Below are 19371 nucleotides of genomic sequence, written 5' to 3' on the forward strand. Positions count from 1 at the left end.
AGACGAGCCCACGGGCACGCTCGCCCGGCTCCGCTGGGTCGAGGCCAACCTCGACGCGCTGACCCGGCGCCTCTAGAGAGACACGACCCTAGGCGGCGGCGCGACGCTGGATGGCCTCGACCCCGACGAGGTCGTCCGGCAGCGCGTCCGGCATCTCGGTGTCGAGGCGGGCCAGCCGCCGCACCCGCAGGGCGCCGGCCGCCACGAGGAGCATGCCCAGCGCGCACACCAGATAGAGGAAGGCGATCCCACGGCCGGGGCCGACCCCGATCAGGGCGCCCACGGTCGAGGCGAGCGCCCCTCCCGGGGCCAGCATCGGATCGAACAGCGCGGCGCCGAGCGGGGCGACCAGGCCGATGCCGACGGGCAGCGTCGACCAGGCGAGCAGCGTGTTGAGCGCGAAGACCCGCCCATGGAACCGCGCGGGCACTTTGATCTGCACGATCGTGACGTAGACGCCGTTCATCAGCGTGAGGAAGTAGCTCAGCGCGAACGCCCCCACGCCGACCACGACAAGCGACGGGGCGAGGCCGGTGACGACGCCGCCTGCCGCGATGGCCACGGCGAAGACCAGCACACCGCGGAACCGCCCGCGGCGCGGGCCGCCCCACAGCGACATGGTCAGCCCGCCGAGCATGACGCCGAGCCCCGACACCAGCGAGATCACGCTGACGTCCTTGAGCGTGGCGAAGGAGAGCACCAGCGGCGAGACCAGCAGGAGCAGCGGGGACAGGAACACGTTGAGCACGGCGAAGAACACCAGCGTCGAGCGCAGGCCCCGGTCGTGCCACGTGTACGTGAAGCCCTTGGCGATCTCCGTGCTCAGCGGCTCGCGCGGCCGCCAGGGCAGCGTGTCGGGGAAGCGGACCAGCAGCACCGTGACGATGGCGAACGCGTAACTCGCCATGTCGATCGCCACGATGCCGCCGAGCCCGATCCAGGCCAGCAACCCGGCCGCGACGAGGGGGACGACGAGCTGCGCGACACCGTTGGTCATTTGGGTGACGCCGATGGCGTGACCGAGATAGTGCTTGGGGGCGAGTTGCGGCACCGCCGACTGGTAGGCCAGCCGCTGGAAGCTCGACGCCATCGACAGGCTGACGATCAGCAGGTAGATCTGCCAGATCCGTATGTCGCCGAAGAGGAGCAGCCCGGCCAGCACGGCCTGGATCCCGGCCGAGGCGCAGTCGGCGAACAACATCACGCGCCGCCGGTCCGCCCGGTCCACGATCGCCCCGGCCAGCGGGGAGATCAGCAGCCCGGCCAGGTTGAGCACGGCCAGCGTGGAGAACTGCCCGATCGAACCGGAGTCCATGAGGACGGTCAGCGGCAGGGCCCACCCGGTGAGCGCCGAGCCGATCATCGAGAGCTGCTGCCCGGCGGAGATCGTAAGGAAGCGGCCCATGCTGGGCCGCACCCCCTGCTTATCGGACTCGGGCGGGGCGGACCCGCGCGAGACCGCGTGCACCCACCACGAGGGGTCGCCAGAGCGGTCGGAAACCTCCATGTGGGTGTGGGTGCGCAGGGCGGCGGCCAGTTCCTCCGCGCGGTAGCGCAGGAAGTAGTGGCCTCCCTCGTCCAGCACGACGAGCGCCGTGACCTCGGTGAGGAAGCCCCACTCGCGGTAGCGCTCCTCGTAGAAGTCGGTGGCGGGGTCGCGCTCGCCGATCACCGAGATGATCGGAGCGCGCAACCGTGGCCGGTCCGGCGCGTCGAACAGCCCGGTGAAGTACTTCTCCGCGGCCTTGGAGTCGTGACGCATCGTACGGACGATGCGGTCGGCCACGCCGGGATCGAGCTCCTCGAGGTCCACCCCACGGGCCTTGAGCCGGTTGATGTCGGTCTGGCTGCTGCGCAGGCGGTCGAACTCCCCGATTCGCGACAGCGCCCGCATGAGCCCGCGCGGCCGGGCGAACGGGAAGATCGCCCCGACGTAGACGGCGTCCACCGCACGGCCCGCCGCCTCGGCCCTGGCGGCCAGCTCGACCGCGAGCGCGGCGCCGACCCCGCAGTGGCCGTAGATCACCAGGGGACCCTCGATGGCGAGGATCTCCTCGGTGGCGCGGGCGGCCAGCTCGGCGAACTCCATCGGCTCCTCGTCCAGGCCCACGTCGTGGCCGGGGATCGCGAGCGCGTACAGTGCCTGGTCGACCGGCAGTGCGTCGGCCAGCGGCTGGTAAACCACGGCGCTGCCCGACCCGTACGGCACGCACACATAGGTGACGCTCGCCGTACGTGCCGGGGTGAGCCGCTGGAGCAGTGGGCGCGGGCCGTCCTCGCCGGACCCGGCGTAGGCCGCCAGTTCGCGCACGGTCCGGTAGGTGAAGATGTCCACCAGCCCCACCTGCGCCGACCCGGCGGGGAGCGCCCTGCGGAGCTTCGCGACGACCTGGACGGCGAGCAGCGAGTGGCCGCCGAGATCGAAGAAGTCGTCGTCGGCCCCGATCCGCTCGGCCGCCAGCACGTCGGCCCAGACGGCCGCGACGGCCCGCTCGGTCTCGGTCTCCGGCTCGGCGTACGGCACGTCGGCCTGGACCTGCGGGACGGGCAGGGCGGCCCGGTCGAGCTTGCCGTTCGGCGTGAGCGGAAGGGCGTCGAGCAGGACGAACATCGACGGCAGCATGTACTCCGGCAGCGTGCCCCTGATCGCCGCGCGCACCTGTGCCGGCTCGGGCACGGCGTCGCCCGTGAGGTAGGCGACCAGCCGGGGGTCGCCGGGCACGTCCTCGCGCACGATCACCGCGGCGTCCCGCACACCGGCCTTCTCGCGGAGAACCGCCTCGATCTCGCCGAGCTCGATGCGCAGGCCGCGCAGCTTGACCTGGCCGTCGAGGCGGCCGAGGAACTCGATCGTGCCGTCCGGCAGCCAGCGGGCCGCGTCGCCGGTGCGGTAGCGGCCTCCGGCGAACCGCTCGGCGGTCAGCTCCGGGCGGGCATGGTAGCCGAGTGCGACGCCCACGCCGCCGATGTGCAGCTCTCCGGGCACCCCCACGGGCACGGGTTCGCCGTGGCGGTCGAGCACGTGCAGCGTGATGTTCTGGAGAGGCGAGCCGATCGGCACCCTCACCCGGCCCGCCAGCGCGGACGGCGTGCACTGCCAGGCGGAGACGTCGACGGCCGCCTCGGTGGGGCCGTACAGGTTGTGCAATTCGGCCGGGAGCGTGCGCAGGCAGCGCTCGGCCAGGTCGACGGGCAGTTCCTCCCCGCTGCACACGATGACGCGCGGCGAGGTGCAGGTCTCCACGCCCTCTTCGGCGAGGAACGCGCCGAGCATGGACGGCACGAAGTGCAGGACGGTGACCCCTTCGGCGTTGATCAGGTCACGCAGGTACGCGGGGTCGCGGTGGCCTCCCGGCTCGGCCAGCACGAGCCGCGCGCCGGTGAGCAGCGGCCAGAAGAACTCCCACACCGAGACGTCGAACCCGGCCGGTGTCTTCTGCAGCACCACGTCGGCGTCGGTGAGCCGGAAGCGTTTCTGCATCCAGTCGAGCCGGTTGACGATGCCGCGGTGGCTGTTGGGCACGCCCTTCGGCCGGCCGGTGGAGCCGGAGGTGTAGATCATGTACGCGGCCGTGCCGGGCCCGCCCCTCACCTCGGGTGCGGTCGCCGGCAGCCCGTCCCATACGGCGTCCAGGTCGAGCGGCAGGATGACGGCGCCGCCGGTGGCCAGCCGCTCGGCCAGGTCCTGCCGGGTCAGCACGACGGGCGCGCCCGAGTCCGACAGCATGAACGCCAGCCGGTCGGCGGGGTAGCCGGGGTCGAGCGGCACGTACGCCGCGCCGCTCTTGAGCACGCCGAGCAGTGCGGCGACCAGGTCGAGCGAGCGTTCGGCGCAGACCGCGACCAGACCGCCCGGCTCCACGCCGAGCCCCACGAGGCGGTGCGCGATCCGGTTGGCCCGCTCGTCGAGCTGCCGGTACGTCCACGACTGTCCGGCGAAGGTCACCGCGACGGCCTCGGGGGTGCGGGCCACCTGCTCCTCGACCAGGCCGTGCAGGGTGGCCGCGTCCGGGTAGTCCGCGCCGGTCGCGTTCCAGCCGGCGATCAGCGCCTCGTCGCCCGTCAGCGGCAGCCGGCTGATCGGGACGTGCGGGTCGCGCACGATCGCGCGCAGCAGGTCCTCGAACTGCCCGGCCATCCGGGCGATCGTGCTCTCGCGGAACAGCTCGGGCCGGTAGGTGAACGCGCAGTGCAGGCCCCCCTCGTCGGTGGGCACGGCGTACAGCTCCACGTCGTGCCTGGTCGACGTGGGGGTCAGCGCGAGGACCTCGATCCCGTCGCCGGGGGCGAACTCGTGCATCGTGGCGATCGTGTCGATCAGGGGCGGCCTGCTGGTGTCCCGCGGCACGCCGAGGGCGTCGACGAGCTGGGCGAAGGGCAGTTCCTCGTGGTCGAGCGCGGCGAGGACCGTGCCCCTGGTCCGGGCGAGCAGCTCGGCGAACGTGGGCTCGCCGTCCAGCCTGGCCCGTATCGCCAGCACGTTGACGAACATGCCCACGATGTCCTCGAACTCCGGTCTGTTCCGCCCGGCCACCGGCACGCCGACGGCGAAGTCGTCCTGACCGGTCAGCCGGGAGAGCAGGACCTGGTACGCGGCCAGCAGGGTCATGAACGTGCTCGCGCCGTGGTCCCGGCTCAGCGCGGCGACGCCGTCCATCAGATCCGGCGCTAGGGAGCGTACGTGGGTCGCGCCGTCGAGTGTCTGAAGCGCCGGACGGGGCCGGTCCGTGAGGAGTTCGAGGCGCGGCAGCCCGGCCAGCTCCCCGCGCCAGTAGTCCAGCTCGCGGTCGGGAGACCGCTCACGCTGCCACGCGGCGACGTCGCCGAAGCGTACGGCGGGCGCGGGCGGCTCCTCGCCGCGGCAGAGCGCGAGCAGGTCGCGCATGAGCAGGTGCAGCGACTGGCCGTCGGCCACGATGTGGTGCACCAGCAGGGCGACGATGTGCTCGTCCTCGCCCTTGCTGACGACGACGCACTTGAGCAGCGGGCCCCGGTCGAGGTCCAGCGGGATGGCGGTCTCGGCGCCGATGAGCGCGATCGCCTCCTCGTCCGTTACCGCCGTGGTGCGGTTCAGCGGCACTTCCGTGGTGTCCACGACGTGGACGGCGGGCCTGCCCTCCTCGTTCGCCGGGAACCGCTGGCGTAGGCCCTCGTGCCGGACCGGCAGCGCGGCGAGCGCGCGGGCCAGCCGGTCCTCGTCCAGCGGCTCGCGTAACCGTACGGCGAGTACCAGCGTGTAGGTGGTGGTGCCCGGCGTGAACTGCTCCATGAACCACAGCGGCTCCTGGGCCGGGGACATGGGGGGCTCGACGCCCTCCGGACGCCGGGGAATGGGATCGCGTGCGGAGCGGGCCCGCAACCTGCGTCGGAGCAGTTCTCGCTTGGCGTCTGACAGGTCAGCCACAGACATGTGACACGGCCCTTCGATGGCGTACACGCGGACAAGTCACGCAGGCAGTGAGACGATCGTGATCTTCGGCTTTGTTCACATAGGCCCCGTTTGGCGATCTAGGCGGTATCCGTCACCGTACGGCCACGGCACCGTGTCCGGGCGTGGATGGTGGTGGTCGCAGTGGTTTCGGTGACGATCGGCGCTCGCCGCACGTGTCGTCACTGAAACGTTCATCCGGCGAGGCTCCGGCCCGGCCGCTGAGACCCCTGTGCGGGAGTGGGAGGGATACGAGCCCCGCCCTCTGACCTCGGCCGAGTTCGACGACCGTGGACCATGCCCGTCGGCGCCTGCGCGGCGATTACTGAACGCCGGGGCTCAGCACGGGGCTCAGCACGGGGCTCTTCGGGGGTCTGGCGGGTGGTGTCGCGGGCGGCCGGCGCGACCGCGCCGCAGGCGGTGGAGATGCGACCGATGATCACGATCGGGGCGATGAGCGCCGGCGGCCGCTCGGGCACCGTCGAGGCGGCCCGAAGACCCGGCCGGCATCCACGTCACCCACGGTGATCACGTGCGCCTGCCGCGGCGTCACAAGGCGTCGCGTCGGTCGCGGGCCCTGCGTCATGGGCCCTGCGTCATGGGCCCTGCGTATGGGCCCTGCGTATGGGCCCTGCGTATGGGCCCTGGTAAGTGGGGCGCGCTCAGCGGCCGTTGATGCGCCACATGGGCTCGACCACGGTCCACTGGGCCTCCCACACACCGCGTGCCCGGCGCTGGTTGACCAGGCGGGTGCAGGTGACCAGCAGCGCGAGGATCGCGGCGGCGGCCAGCGGCACGCCCGTGCCGACGGTCAGCGCGGCGACCACCGTGGTCTCGCGGTCCTGTGGCCGGGGGGCGATCACGCCTTCGTCGTCGGTCCAGATGCGCACCGTCTCGCCCGCCCGCCTGCTGGGAGGGACCTCGACGACCCCGGCCTTCGCCGTGCCGTCGGGGGCCATCCAGGCGGCCTGGGCGTGCCCGACCGCCGCTCCGGCCACCGACAGCCGGGGCGCCGTCACATCGCCCGTCAGCGTGGCGACGACCTGATGCCGGTCGCGCGCCTGCTGGGCCTCGGTCCTCAGGCCCTTGCCGTACTCGCGGATGCCGAGCATCACGCCGAGCACGATCGCGACCACGACTCCCAGCACCGCGGCAAGCCGGACCACCGCTTCGACCCGGTCACACCGGCGCCGAAGCGGATTCCTGTCTAGGCCCAGCCATCGGGCGAACCTGGCGATTAGATTCTGCGACATCTCACACCTCACAGGGTCATTACCACTGCGAGTCCCGTTTATGCCTATTTTGCATCCCAAGAGAATCCAGGGGAACGCCCCTCCCGATATGCCCGGACACCTTCGGCCAATTCGCCGCTCTCCCGTGCCTCCCGCTGCCAGGCGCGCACCTCGGCCTCCCCGGCCCGGCCGTCGATGATCTGCTTGGCGGCAGTCTGCGTGAGCCGCGACCTGCCGGCCATCGTGGCCGCCAGGCCGTACACGCGCTCGCGCAGCTCCTCCGGCGGGCGCACCTCGTCGACGAGGCCGGTACGCAAGGCGTGATCTGCGGTGATGAGCTCGGCCGAGAAGAGCAGGAGCTTCGCCGTGGCGGGCCCGGCGATCTCCGCGAGCCGCCGCGTGGAGCTGAGCGGGTAGACGATCCCGAGCTTGGCCGGGGTGACGCCGAAGCGGGCCCCGGCCGCCGCGACGCGCAGGTCGCAGGCGAGCGCGAGCTGGCATCCGCCGCCGACGCAGTATCCCTCGATCATCGCGATCACGGGTTTGGGAAAGGTCACCAACGCGTGCTCCGCGACAACGGTAAGACCGGTGTCATCGTCGTTATCCCCAAGCTCATGAATTTCTGAAATATCGGCACCAGAACAGAAAGTTCCCCCGGCTCCGGTAAGGACGAGGACGCGTACCTTCGGGTCCGCGGCGAGATCCGCCAGGATGCCCGGCAGGGCCCGCCACATGGCCGCCGTCACGGCGTTGCGCGTGGCGGGACGGTTGAGGGTGAGAGTGGCGACGTGCTCCTCGAGGGTCAGTTCGAACCCGTCGGTAACTTCCATCTCTCGATTGTGCAGGCCGCCGGCACGGCTCCTCCGGCAGGGTCCCGGCCCCTGATGGCATAATCGCCGCGCAACGGGATGATCCCGTACGCATGACCCCCAAGGAGTCTCTGGGTGTTCGGGATCCTCCGGCCGTGTGCCCGCCACTCCTGCCCGTCCGTCCACGAAGCCTGGCGCGCGCACCTGTGCGGACTCTGCCTGACGTTGCGGGACCGGCACGGGCAGCTGGCCCGCATGGCGACCAACTACGACGGCCTCATCCTCTCCGTGCTGACCGAGGCTCAATCTGGGGCCCGATCAGGGGCCCAATCACCGACCCGGACAGGGCCGAACCGGCGGACCGCCGGGCCCTGCGCGCTGCGCGGCTTCCGCTCCGCGGAGGTGGTGCGGTCGGACGACCGGGGCGCCCGCCTGGCCGCCGTGGTCTCGCTGGCCCTCGCCTCCGGCAAGATCCGCGACCACGCGTCCGACGGCGACGGGATCGCGGCCCGGCGCGTGGCCGGCGTCCCGATGCGCGCGACGGCCGCCGCCTGGGCCTCCGCCGCCCGGCGCGGCGCGGAGTCGATCGGCTTCGACGCGACCGTCCTGACCGAGGTCTCCGCCCGCCAGGCACTGCTGGAGGCCTCCCCCGGACGCGCCCTGCTGGAGGTCACCGAGCCCACCGAGACCGCCGTGGCCGCGGCCTTCGCGCACACGGCCGTGCTCGCGGACCGGCCGGGCAACGCCGAGAACCTGCGCGAGGCCGGGCGCTTCTTCGGCCGGATCGCGCACGTGATCGACGCGGTGGAGGACCTCGCCGAGGACCGGGCGCGCGGGGCGTACAACCCCCTCGACGCGACCGGCACCTCCCCGGCGCAGGCGCGGCGCGTGTGCGAGGAGGCGCTGCACGGGCTGCGCCTCGCCGTACGCGACCTCGATCTGGAGGAGCGGCACCTGGTCGAGGCGCTGCTGTGCGGCGAGACCCGGCGTGCCGTCGACCGGGCGTTCGGGACACGCGCCCACGGCTCTGCCTGCGCGACGCGCCGCGCGCCCGCCGGCGAATCCCCCACGGCACCGTCCCACTCCCCGCTCGACGCCCCGCCCGACGGGCCGCCGGAACCCCCCGGGCAGCCGCCCCGCGTGCCCCCGGGGATCGCGCTGACGGCCGCCGCCGGAGCGGCGATCTTCCTGACCTGCGGGCTCTACCGCCCCCCGTGGAGCACCTACCGGAACGCGCCGTGCCACGAACGCTGCTTCTGCGACCGGTGCGACTGCTGCCCCGACTGCTCGGGATGCTGCGACGCCTGCTCGGCCTGCTCCGACTGCTGCTCCGGGGACGGCTGCTGCGGCGACGGCTGCTGCTGCGGGGACGGCTGCTGCTGCGACTGCGGCGCCTAATGCCGCGTCCCCTCGCACGGAACCGGAGGCGCGTGATCAGGTGGCGAGGCAGCCGGGCACCCGCGGCAGGGCGGCAGGCTAGGGGCGCAGACACATAGCCCGCAGTCCGCTGGACGTGCCGTTGGCCCCGCTACGCTCGGCCGGCCGGCCGGCCCCAGAGGTTAGTCCTTCGGGGTCGATTCGCAGTCGCGGAGGTAGGTCTCCATGGCGGTGCGGAGATTGTCGGCGGCACGGATGACGAGGGCGAGCTCTTCCGTGGTGAACTCACCCAGCACCTGACCGAGTTGCAGATGCAGCGGTTCGAAGAAGGCGTCGGCAGCGGCGTTGATCGTCGTGGTCGAGCGCAGGGTCACGACCCGCCGGTCGGAGCCCTCCCGCACGCGCTCGACATGCCCTGCTTTCTCCAGGCGTCCGAGAAGAATCGAGGTCGCACCCGGCGAGAGGCCCACGCGTTCGGCGAGGCGCGCTGGCGTCAGCGGCCGGCCACGCTGTTCCGCCTCGATGATCAGCACGATGGCGTCAGCGTCGGTGGTGTGCAGGCGCGCGCTGCGGGCGAAGGCCCGTGCCAGTTCCTTCTGCATGGCGGTGAAGGCCGTGAGGCTGCCCAGCACCTGCTCGTACTCATCACCCGGCTCAGCCTCTGTCATGACCTGCCTTTCGACGCCCCCGGTACCTTACGGCAATCCAACATAGTTATGTTGCATAATAATTTTGCGACATAAGGACACAGCGTCGGGGCCCACCAGACCACCGGACTCACCCGAACCAGCAGTCGCCCGAGGCCCATCGAAGGAACTCAAGGAGTCATCACAGTGAACGGATCGATCACCATTGCCGGAGCCGGACTGGCCGGGCTCGCCCTCGCCCGCGTCCTGCACGTCCACGGCATAGCCTCGACCGTCTACGAGGCGGAGGCATCGCCCAGCGGGCGCACCCAGGGCGGCCAGCTCGATATCCACGACTTCAACGGCCAGGTCGCCCTCCAGCAGTGCCGGCTCATGGACGAGTTCCACTCGATCGTCAACATGGGCGCCGAGGCCATGCGATTCCTCGACCCCGACGGAGAACTCGTCGGCGAGATCCCCGACGACGGGGAACTGAGCAACCCCGAAGTCCTGCGCGGCGAACTGCGCCGGATCCTGATCGAGTCACTGCCCCACGGCACGATCCAGTGGGGCCACAAGATCACCTCGGTCACCCCCGGAGACGGCCACCGACCGCACGTGATCGACTTCGCCAACGGCTCGTCGGTCTCAACCGAGGTGCTGATCGGCGCCGACGGGGCCTGGTCACGGGTCCGGGCCTCCCTCAACGGCGCCATGCCCGAGTACCTGGGAACCCTATGGGTCGAAACCTTCCTCCACGACGTCGAAAAGAACCACCCGCAGAGCGCCGCACTGGTCGGCAGCGGCGCGATGCTGGCGATGAAGCCGGGCAGGGGAATCTTCGGACACCGCGAGGCGAACGACGTGATCCACACCTACGTCGTACTGAAGAAGCCGCTCGAGTGGATGCAGTCGGTCGACTTCTCCGACCGCGAGCGCGCGCTGACGCTCGTCGCCGAGCAGCTGGGCCAGGGCTGGGCGCCTGAGCTGCTCGAACTGGTCACCCGAGGCGAGACCACGCCGGTCGCGCGCCCGATCTGGGGACTACCGCTGGAACACACCTGGGACCGCGTCCCGGGCATCATGCTCATCGGCGACGCCGCCCACCTCACCCCGCCAGACGGCGACGGCGCAAACTGGGCCCTCTACGATGGCGCCCAGCTCGCACAAGCCATCGCCGCCACACCAGCCGACATCGACACGGCGTTCAACACCTTCGCCGAACAGATGCTGCCCCGCAGCGCCGCGTCCTCGATCGAGGGCTACCAATCCTTCGAGCAAACCTTCGGCTACAACGCACCCACGAACCTGCGCGACATGATGAACCGCACCAAGACCTACGGCCACCAACACCAGTGAGCGCCCAGCACCTGCCCACCGACTCGTGAATCACCCACCCCCGCCGGCCTCGGCGGGGGCATATCGATCCCGGACCTGCCCACAGATCGTCCAGCGGCGTCCCAGCAGGCCACGAGACCCAACACCGCCATCGAGCCGCTCATCTGATCGAAATACCTCACCACACAGGTCACAGCCATTCGTTGATCGCGGCGATGAGGACGGTCACCTCGAAGCGGACCGCGAGCTTGTCGAACCGGGTGGCCACCGACCGGTTCCGCTTCAACCGGTTGATGCCGCACTCGACCGCGTGCCGGGCCTTGTAGTCCTCACGGTCGAAAGCCGGAGGCCGTCCGCCGACCGTGCCCCGGCGCTTGCGGTGGCCGGCCCATACCGAGGCGGGGGACCCGGATGGCTTCTAGCACGATCGTGAACTGAGGGCTGTCTCCCCGCTGCCCCGCTGTGACCAGCAGCGATAACGGCTTGTGTCCTTGCTCGCAGGCCAGGTGAATTTTCGTGGTCCAGCCCCCGCGAGCAGCGCCTCCTCGACCGCGTCCATGACCCCGGCGAAGACGGGGTTCAGCGCCTCGTCGGGCACGGGCGGAAGCCGCGGCGGCGCCGTGCTGAAGGCGATCGCGTAGTCGCCGCTGCCGTGGGAGTACGACGCGCCCACCCGGCCCATCGCGAAGACCGCCCGGCGGGCGAGGCGGCCGAGCCGGCGCGCGTCGAGCGGCGCGTCGGTGGCCACCACGATCATGCAGGAGCCGCCGGCCTGCTCGTGCCGGACGGCCCCCGGGATGAGCTCGCCGACCGGCATCGGGACCCCGCGGACGGTCAGCACGCCGCCGAAGTTGGCCTGGACGAGCACGCCGACCGTGACCGGAGCCCCGTCCACCAGCTGCCGCCGGGAGGAGGTGCCGATGCCGGCCTTGAACCCCAGGGCCGTCGTCCCGGTCCCCGCCCCCACGCAGCCCTCCGCGGGCAGCCCGCCGGACGCGCCCTCCAGCGCGTCGAGAACATGCCGTCCGGTGATCGGGCGGCGCCGGATGTCGGACAGGAGGCCGTCGTTGGTCTCCCCCACCAGGGGATTGAAGGAGAGCCCGTCCGGGCGGCGGTCCATGAGATAGGTGAGCAGCGCGTCGGCGGCCCGGAACACCGACAAGGTGGCGGTCAGGACGACGGAGGACTCCAGCACGCCGAGTTCGTCGACCTGGGTCGAGCCGACCAGCTTGCCGTACCCGTTGCCGGCGTAGACGGCCGCGGGCAGCCCCCGGCGCCCGGCGATCAGCTGGTGGGGGACGACGGCGGTGACCCCGGTGTGGAGGCCGGCGCCGTCGTCGATCGTGGTGTGACCCACCAGGACCCCGTCGACGTCGGTGATCGCGTTCAGCGGCCCCGTCGGCGACGCGCCGACGACGACGCCCAGCGAGCGCGCCCGCGCGCGCCCGTTCGGATGGTTGTCCATGTCGCTCCGTCCTCCTCGCTGTCACGCTCCGGGCGGTACGAGGGCCGGTCCCCCTTCGAAGATCGGCGATATCGTCGGCCCATGGGAAGATCACGGCCCCCCTTCCGCCGGCTCACCCCCGCCGAGCGACGCCTGTGGGACGCCTACCCCACCGGCGCCTGGGTCGACCTCCGCCATGGCCGGGAGACGGACTCCTCGTCCGGCGGCTCGTGGGGCCGCTCCCGCCTGGTCCGCGCCGAGGTGATCTCCGCTCTGGCGCTCGACCGGACCGCCGGCGGATCGTCCTCGGTGCCGGGGGTCCGGCTCGCCGGGGCCCGGATCGCCGGCGACCTCAACCTGTCCGACGCCACGATCGAGACGAAGGTCCACCTGCTCGACTGCCACATCGCCGGGACGGTCTCTCTCGCCGACGCCAAGACCAGGGGCGTACGGCTGCGGCGCTGCGACGTCCTCCACTTCCGCGCCAGCCGGGCCACGGTCGACGGGCTCCTCGACCTCGACGGATCGGTCGTCCACGCGGGGGTGCGCCTGGACAACGCCCACGTGACCGGGCAGCTCCGCCTCTCCGGCACCCGGCTGGGCACCCCCGGCGCCATGCCGTACCGATCGCCGGCGGCGGCCCCGTGGGAGCTGGGCGGCTGGAACGGGCCGGAGGGATCGGAGGAGCCGCGGACCTGGGAGTCGGTCGCGCTGTGGGCCGGCGGGCTCGTGGTGGACGGCAGCGCCTTCCTGCGCGACCTACGGGCCACCGGCGGGCTGCGGCTGATCGGGGCGCGCTTCTCCAGCGGGCTCTACCTCCAGGGCGCCGTCGTCACGGTGGACGGCACCCCCGCCGTCCACGCCGATCACCTGCAGGCCGCCGCGGCCGAGCTCGGCGCGGGCTTCACCGCCGACGGCACCGTACGGCTGCGCGGCGCGCGCATCGGCGGGGTCCTGTCGTTCCACGGCGCGGTGCTGCGCGCGCCGGGCCGGGTGCTGCACCTGAGCCACATGCAGGCCGACGAGCTCATCCTGCTGCCCGAGTCGATCGAGGGCGAGGTCAACCTCGGCTACTCCCGTCTGGGGGTGCTGTTCGACCACCCGGAGAGCTATCCGGGCCACGTCCGGCTCAACGGGCTGACGTACGAGTCGCTGCGCGGGCCCGCGACCCTCGCGGACCGGCTCTCCTGGTTGCGGCGCGACCCCGGAGGCTACCTGCCCCAGCCGTACGAGCAGCTGGCGGCCTACTGCCGCCGCATCGGGCACGAGCCGGACGCGCGCCGGGTGCTGCTGGCCCGGCAGCGGGCGCGGCGGCGGACGCTGCGGCTGCCCGGGCGGCTGTGGGGCCGCCTGCTCGACGGGCTCGTCGGGTACGGCTACCGCCCCTGGCTCGCCGGCCTGTGGGCCGCGCTGCTCCTCGCGACGGGCACGGCCGTCTTCAGCCAGTGGCCGCCGCACCAGATCGGGCTGGACGAGTCGCGCCACTTCAACGCGTTCGTCTACACGCTCGACCTGCTCGTGCCGGTGAGCGTGTTCGAGCAGCGGGGCGCCTGGGAGCCGGCCGGATGGACCCAGTGGCTGGCCAACGGGCTGGTCGCGGCCGGATGGATCCTCGCGACCGCGCTCATCGCGGGCGCGAGCAGGCTCCTGCGCCCGTCCAGCACCCCCTGACACCCACCTGCCCGGTTCGAGAGGCCGGACGAGACGCTCAGCGAGCCGTGGTCTCGAGGCGCAGGCGTGGCAGGCTCTCGGGGTACTTCTCGCGGACGAACTTCACCAGGTGCTCCCGGATGTCGCAGCGCAGGTCGAAGGCGCTCGCCGAGTCGGCCGCGCTCATCAGCGCGCGCAGCTCGACCAGCCCCTCCGGAGTGATGTCGGTGACCTGCAGCGTCCAGTCCTTCTGGTCCCACAGCGGGTTCTCCCGCAGCGCCCGGTAGAGCTCGGTGCGGACCTCCTCGACCGGGATCGACCAGTCCACGCGGAGGTACACGCTGCCGAGGATGCGGCTCTCGTGACGCGTCCAGTTCTCGAAGGGGTTGGCGGTGAAGTAGGACACGGGCAGGATGAGCCGCCGCTCGTCCCACAGGCGCAGCGCCACGTAGGTGAGCGTCAGCTCCTCGATGCGGCCCCACTCGTCCTCCACCACGACCACGTCGTCGAGCCGCAGCGCGTCACTGAACGCCAGTTGCAGCCCGGCCAGCAAGTTGCCGAGCGTGGACTGGGCCGCGATGCCGCCCACCACCCCGGCGATCCCCGCGGAGGCGAGCAGCCCCGCGCCCAGGGCTCGCACCTGCGGGAACGTGAACAGCATCGCCCCCAGCGCGAGCACCACGACCACCGCCGCCGACACCCTGCGCACCAGCGCGATCTGGGTGCGGATGCGCCGGGCGCGGCGGTTGCGCTCGCCCTCGACCCGCGTGAGCCGGTCGAGGACGACGTCGGTCACGGCGTACGCCGCCTGGATCAGCAGCCAGGTCACGCAGGCGATCAGCAGCAGCGAGAGGATCTGCTGGAAGCCGCGCGAGTCCGACCCGGGCATGTCCGGGTCGTAGGCGGCCTTGACGGTGCCCACCACGGCCGAAGCGAAACCCGGCCAGGTGCACCGGCGCGCGAACGGCCCGGCGAGCGCCCATCGCTCCCCTATGAGGCGTGATTTCAGCACCCGCCGGACCAGTTCCACCGCGACGATCGCGGCGGTCACGGCGATCGCCAAGGTCGCCCAGTTCCACGCTGCCGCTGTGACGGCGCCCCCTGTCGTCGTCATGGGGTTCCCTTTGCCCCTTATGAGAGCGCCGAAAACAGACAGATCAGAAAAGAGGCGGATCAGAAGGCCTCGTCGAAGCTGACGTCGCCCTCGACGGCCACCTGGTAGGCCGAGACCCGGCGCTCGAAGAAGTTCGCCAGCTCCTGCACGTCCTGGAACTCCATGAACGGGAAGGGGTTGTCCGTGCCGTACCGGACGGGCAGGCCGAGCCGGGCGAGCCTGCGGTCGGCGACGTACTCCAGGTAGCGCCGCATGTTGTCGGCGCTCATCACGCCGTGCCCGTCGCCGCACAGGTCGCGGGCGAAGGCGAGCTCGGCGGCGACCGCCTCCTCCAGCATCAGCGTCACCCGGGCCGCCAGCTCGTCGTCGAACAGGTCCGGCTCCTCGCGGCGTACGGTGTCCACCACGTCGAAGGCGAACTCCATGTGCATCGACTCGTCGCGGAACACCCAGTTGGTGCCGGTCGCCAGGCCGCCGAGCAGGCCGCGCGAGCGGAACCAGTAGACGTACGCGAAGGCGCCGTAGAAGAACAGTCCCTCGATGCAGGCGGCGAAGCAGATGAGGTTGAGCAGGAAGGCCCGCCGGTCCTCCCGGGTCTCCAGCCGGCTCAGCTCGCTGATCGAGTCGATCCAGCGGAAGCAGAACTCGGCCTTGTCGCGGATCGACGGGATGTGCTCGACGGCGGCGAACGCCTTGACCCGCTCGTCAAGGTCGGGCAGGTAGGTGTCCAGCAGGGTCAGGTAGAACTGGACGTGCACCGCCTCCTCGAACAGCTGGCGGCTCAGGTAGAGCCGCGCCTCGGGGGCGTTCACGTGCTGGTAGAGGTTCAGCACCAGGTTGTTGGCCACGATCGAGTCGCCGGTCGCGAAGAACGCCACGAGCCGGTTGATCAGGTGCCGCTCCCCCTCGTCGAGGGTCGCGAGGTCGGCGAGGTCGGATGCGAGGTCCACCTCCTCGACCGTCCAGGTGTTCCTGATCGCCGCGCGGTACCTCTCGTAGAACCCGGGGTAGCGCATCGGGCGCAGGGTCAAATCCATACCGGGGTCGAGCAGCATCGTTCTCATTGGCATGCCTCGCAGATCTCGGGGTTCTCAAGAGAGCAGGCGACGGCCCCTTCATCGGGCACGGCCGGGGCGACCGCGGGCACGGTCGCCTGGGCGATCCTCGTCGCCGGACGGGAGCGCAGGTAGTAGGTGGTCTTCAGGCCCGACCGCCAGGCGTAGGCGTACATCGACGAGAGCTTGCCGATGGTGGGGGCCGCCATGAAGAGGTTGAGGGACTGCGACTGGTCGATGTACGGCTGCCGCGCGGCGGCCATGTCGATCAGCGCCTTCTGGGGAAGCTCCCACGCGGTGCGGTAGAGCGTCCTGAGCTCCTCCGGGATGGCGGGGATGTCCTGGATCGAGCCGTCGTTGAGCTTGATCGCGTCGCGCATGGACCGCGTCCACAGGCCCAGCGACTGGAGGTCGCGGACGAGATACCGGTTGACCTGGAGGAACTCTCCCGACAGCGTCTCCCGCTTGAAGACGTTGGACACCTGCGGCTCGACACACTCGTAGCAGCCGGCGATCGAGGCGATCGTGGCCGTCGGCGCGATCGCGACCAGCAGGGAGTTGCGCAGCCCGGTCTTCTCGATCCTGGCACGCAGCGCCGCCCACTCCTCGGGGTGCGCCGGGGAGCACGGGTAGTGGTCCGGGTGCAGGACGCCGCCCGCCGCCCGCGTCTGCTCGTACGCCGGGTGGCGCCCGCGCTCGACGGCCAGGTCGGCCGAGGTGCCGTACGCCGCGAGCGCGATCTCCTCGGCGATGCGGGTGGACAGCGCGAGCGCCTCGGGCGAGTCGAACGGCAGGCGCAGCGCGAAGAGGACGTCGGCGAGGCCCATGACGCCGAGCCCCACCGGCCGCCACTTCCGGTTGGCCGCCTCCGCCTCCGGCGTCGGGTAGAAGCCGAGGTCGATCGTCCGGTCCAGGAACCGTACGGCGGTGCGGACCGTGGCGCGCAGCCTGCCGAAGTCGACGGTGTCGCCCTCGGGGGTCAGGTGCGCCGCGAGGTTGACCGAGCCGAGGTTGCACACGGCCGTCTCGCCGTCGCTGGTGACCTCCAGGATCTCGGTGCACAGGTTGGACAGGTGGATGACGTTGCCGGGCAGCGCGGTCTGGTTGGACGCGCGGTTGGCGGCGTCCTTGAAGGTCATCCAGCCGTTGCCGGTCTGGGCGAGCGTGCGCATCATCCGGGCGTACAGGGCGCGGGCCGGCACCTGCCGGACGTATCGCCCGGCGGCCTCCAGCTCGCGGTAGCGGGCGTCGAACGCCTCACCCCACAGGTCGGTCAGCTCGGGGGCCTCCTTGGGGTCGAACAGCGACCACGTGCCGTCCGCCTCGACCCGGCGCATGAACTCGTCGGGCACCCAGTTGGCCAGGTTGAGGTTGTGGGCGCGGCGCGACTCCTCGCCCGTGTTGTCGCGAAGCTCCAGGAACTCCTCGATGTCGGCGTGCCAGGTCTCCAGGTAGACGCACGCGGCGCCCTTGCGCCTGCCGCCCTGGTTGACGGCCGCCACCGACGCGTCGAGCGTGCGCAGCCAGGGGACGATGCCGTTGGAAAGGCCGTTGGTCCCCCGGATCAGCGAGCCGCGCGAGCGCACCCGCGTCCAGGCGACGCCGATGCCGCCGGAGTACTTCGACAGCCGGGCCACCTGGCCGTACCGCTCGTAGATGCTCTCCAGCTCGTCGCGGGGCGAGTCGAGCAGGAAGCACGACGACAGCTGCGGGCGGCGCGCGCCCGAGTTGAACAGCGTCGGCGAGCTGGGCAGATAGGCCAGCGCGGACATCAGGCCGTACAGCTCGGCCGCCTCGGCCACCGTGTCCGACAGGCCGCAGGCGACCCGCAGCAGGAAGTGCTGCGGGCGTTCGAGCACGCGCCGGGTGACCGGGTGGCGCAGCAGGTAGCGGTCGTAGACCGTGCGCAGCCCGAAGTACTCGAACCGGTCGTCGGCCGCCGGGTCGATCAGCGCGTCCAGCGCATCGGCCTCGCGGGCCACGAACGCGGCGACGGCGTCGCCCAGCAGCCCGGCGGCATGGGCGGCCGCGACCGACTCGGAGAACGCGCGCACCCCCTCGGCCGCCGCCTCCTCCGCGATCAGACCGCTCAGCAGACGGGCCGCCCGGCGCGAGTTCTCCGGGTCGGCGATGACCCCCGCCGCCGCCTCCTCGATGGCCTGCCATACGGCCGCCGCGTCCCGCGCGCCGCCTTCCCCTGACACGGGGTCCGCGGACGCGGAGACCGGGTCGGTGATCGTCATCAGATGCCCTCTCCTCGTCGTCTCGTGGCCCGGCCGGGCCGGAGGAGGGGCATGCCGCGGCGCACGCGCACGGGAGGCCAGCAGGTGGCACCGTGCCGTGACGGCCGACGGCGAGCCCTCCCTCGGGGCCCGGCGCGGGGCACGCGCTCATGCGCGCGCGTCACCGGCAGGTCTTCGGACTCGCGGGCGTCCGGCCGGGCTCGCGCCCGCCGGTCCTACTGGCCGTCGCTTCCCGGGCGCGCTCGCGCCCAGTGCTCGTACACAGCGCGGTGCTGTGTGACGGCGGTCGTTCCCGCTCACCGCTGCGGGGCAGTCCCGGATTCACACCGGGTTCCCTCTTGCCTCACCAAGGTGAACCAGCGACGCGATGGATCCTACATCTTGTGGCCCTTCTCGCAACCGCCCCCACAAGTTGTGCTTTTCAGCGGAGTCCGAGATCATTGAGCAGCAGGGCCACACGGCGTGCCTCGCCGCTCAGCCATTGCCGGAAGTCGTCGCCGTCGAGCCACATCGGCGTCCAGTCGTTGCGTTCGCACAGGCTCCGCCACCCGGGGGTGGCGGTTACGGCCCGGCACAGGTCGAGCAGGGCGTCCTGCCCGGGCGTGCCGACCGGAGCGACCAGCCCGGTCCAGTCGGCGTACACGACGCGTACGCCCGACTCCGACAGCGTCGGCGCGTCCACCCCGGGCAGCCGTTCGGCGGAGGAGACGGCGAGCGGCCGCAGGCGTCCGGCGCGGATGTGCGGGGCGACCTCACGTCTGCTGCCGAACCCGAGCGCGACCCGCCCGTCGAGGACCGCGGCGACGGCCTGCGCCCTGCTGCCGAACGCGACGTAGTCGAGCAGCCGCGGGTCGGCCCCCAGGCCCTGCGCGGTCATGCCGAGCAGCAGGTGCTCCGGACCCCGGTCGGCGCCGCCGGCCACCCTGGGGCCGCCCGGGTCACGCAGCAGCGCGGCGGCGAACTGCTCGAACGTGCGATAGCCCGACCCGGGCGAGGCGACGAGCACCTCCCACTCCCCCGCCAGCCGCGCGAGCGGGACGGCCCTGGCGACCAGG

12 protein-coding genes, 1 pseudogene and 1 riboswitch are annotated in these 19371 nt (G+C 71.8%); of the genes and pseudogenes, 3 read left to right on the top strand and 10 right to left on the bottom strand.

The features are described 5' to 3' along the window. Positions 1–88: 88 nt before the first annotated feature. The 3 genes from AB0J39_RS27835 to AB0J39_RS27845 form a co-directional block, all read right to left on the bottom strand. Positions 89–5299, bottom strand: coding sequence for an amino acid adenylation domain-containing protein (locus AB0J39_RS27835; RefSeq protein ID WP_363469675.1), 5211 nt, complete (start codon positions 5297–5299; stop codon positions 89–91). Between the two features lie 791 nt (positions 5300–6090). Next, entirely contained in the window at positions 6091–6594 is a 504-nt protein-coding gene (locus AB0J39_RS27840; protein ID WP_363469677.1) for a hypothetical protein, read from the bottom strand. A gap of 131 nt (positions 6595–6725) precedes the next feature. Beyond that, positions 6726–7490, bottom strand: coding sequence for an enoyl-CoA hydratase/isomerase family protein (locus AB0J39_RS27845; RefSeq protein ID WP_363469679.1), 765 nt, complete (start codon positions 7488–7490; stop codon positions 6726–6728). Between the two features lie 114 nt (positions 7491–7604). Here AB0J39_RS27845 and AB0J39_RS27850 point away from each other — a divergent pair, with 114 nt between their 5' ends. Beyond that, entirely contained in the window at positions 7605–8867 is a 1263-nt protein-coding gene (locus AB0J39_RS27850) for a DUF5685 family protein (RefSeq protein WP_363469681.1), read from the top strand. A 161-nt stretch (positions 8868–9028) separates the two neighbouring features. On the opposite strand, the gene AB0J39_RS27855 is transcribed toward AB0J39_RS27850, so the two are convergent. After that, entirely contained in the window at positions 9029–9514 is a 486-nt protein-coding gene (locus AB0J39_RS27855; RefSeq protein ID WP_363469683.1) for a MarR family transcriptional regulator, read from the bottom strand. 165 nt (positions 9515–9679) lie between these two features. On the opposite strand from AB0J39_RS27855, the gene AB0J39_RS27860 reads away from it, so the two are divergent. Beyond that, on the top strand, positions 9680–10831 hold the full coding sequence (locus AB0J39_RS27860) for an NAD(P)/FAD-dependent oxidoreductase (RefSeq protein WP_363469684.1): 1152 nt from the start codon (positions 9680–9682) through the stop codon (positions 10829–10831). Positions 10832–11000: 169 nt separating this feature from the next. On the opposite strand, the pseudogene AB0J39_RS27865 reads toward AB0J39_RS27860, so the two are convergent. Together AB0J39_RS27865 and AB0J39_RS27870 are read right to left on the bottom strand one after the other, a co-directional pair. Further along, a pseudogene (locus AB0J39_RS27865) lies at positions 11001–11150 on the bottom strand (transposase); the annotation flags it as partial. Positions 11151–11228: 78 nt separating this feature from the next. Beyond that, positions 11229–12275 carry a P1 family peptidase gene (locus AB0J39_RS27870; RefSeq protein ID WP_363469686.1) on the bottom strand — a complete coding sequence of 349 codons (1047 nt, stop codon included), beginning with the start codon at positions 12273–12275 and terminating at the stop codon, positions 11229–11231. An 81-nt stretch (positions 12276–12356) separates the two neighbouring features. Here AB0J39_RS27870 and AB0J39_RS27875 point away from each other — a divergent pair, with 81 nt between their 5' ends. Then, the gene (locus tag AB0J39_RS27875) at positions 12357–13925 is read left to right on the top strand and encodes a hypothetical protein (RefSeq protein WP_363469688.1); all 1569 of its coding nucleotides are present in this window, start codon (positions 12357–12359) and stop codon (positions 13923–13925) included. Positions 13926–13962: 37 nt separating this feature from the next. Here AB0J39_RS27875 and AB0J39_RS27880 read toward each other — a convergent pair whose 3' ends face one another. The 4 genes from AB0J39_RS27880 to AB0J39_RS27895 form a co-directional block, all read right to left on the bottom strand. Beyond that, positions 13963–15018 carry a mechanosensitive ion channel domain-containing protein gene (locus AB0J39_RS27880; protein WP_363469690.1) on the bottom strand — a complete coding sequence of 352 codons (1056 nt, stop codon included), beginning with the start codon at positions 15016–15018 and terminating at the stop codon, positions 13963–13965. 59 nt (positions 15019–15077) lie between these two features. Beyond that, complete coding sequence (locus AB0J39_RS27885; protein WP_363469691.1) at positions 15078–16082, bottom strand: ribonucleotide-diphosphate reductase subunit beta; 1005 nt, start codon at positions 16080–16082, stop codon at positions 15078–15080. After that, positions 16079–18316 (bottom strand): ribonucleoside-diphosphate reductase subunit alpha, encoded by a 2238-nt coding sequence (locus AB0J39_RS27890; protein ID WP_363469693.1) that lies wholly within the window; start codon positions 18314–18316, stop codon positions 16079–16081. Before AB0J39_RS27890 ends, AB0J39_RS27885 begins: the two co-directional genes overlap by 4 nt. A gap of 147 nt (positions 18317–18463) precedes the next feature. Beyond that, a riboswitch (cobalamin riboswitch) is annotated at positions 18464–18692 on the bottom strand. Between the two features lie 45 nt (positions 18693–18737). After that, positions 18738–19371, bottom strand: a 634-nt coding sequence (locus AB0J39_RS27895) for a tripartite tricarboxylate transporter substrate-binding protein (RefSeq protein WP_363469695.1), incomplete at its 5' end; no start/stop codon positions are given.

Origin of the sequence: Microbispora sp. NPDC049633 (assembly GCF_040675265.1) — a bacterium.
In the GTDB taxonomy this organism is placed as follows: domain Bacteria; phylum Actinomycetota; class Actinomycetes; order Streptosporangiales; family Streptosporangiaceae; genus Microbispora; species Microbispora maris.

What these genes read in the sequence shown, in the direction of transcription:
- AB0J39_RS27835 (WP_363469675.1), bottom strand. Translation starts at nt 5,299, where the DNA reads ATGTCCCCGGCCCAGGAGCCGCTGTGGTTCATGGAGCAGTTCACGCCG.
- AB0J39_RS27845 (WP_363469679.1), bottom strand. Translation starts at nt 7,490, where the DNA reads ATGGAAGTTACCGACGGGTTCGAACTGACCCTCGAGGAGCACGTCGCC.
- AB0J39_RS27880 (WP_363469690.1), bottom strand. Translation starts at nt 15,018, where the DNA reads ATGACGACGACAGGGGGCGCCGTCACAGCGGCAGCGTGGAACTGGGCG.
- AB0J39_RS27855 (WP_363469683.1), bottom strand. Translation starts at nt 9,514, where the DNA reads ATGACAGAGGCTGAGCCGGGTGATGAGTACGAGCAGGTGCTGGGCAGC.
- AB0J39_RS27875 (WP_363469688.1), top strand. Translation starts at nt 12,357, where the DNA reads ATGGGAAGATCACGGCCCCCCTTCCGCCGGCTCACCCCCGCCGAGCGA.
- AB0J39_RS27870 (WP_363469686.1), bottom strand. Translation starts at nt 12,275, where the DNA reads ATGGACAACCATCCGAACGGGCGCGCGCGGGCGCGCTCGCTGGGCGTC.
- AB0J39_RS27890 (WP_363469693.1), bottom strand. Translation starts at nt 18,316, where the DNA reads ATGACGATCACCGACCCGGTCTCCGCGTCCGCGGACCCCGTGTCAGGG.
- AB0J39_RS27885 (WP_363469691.1), bottom strand. Translation starts at nt 16,082, where the DNA reads ATGAGAACGATGCTGCTCGACCCCGGTATGGATTTGACCCTGCGCCCG.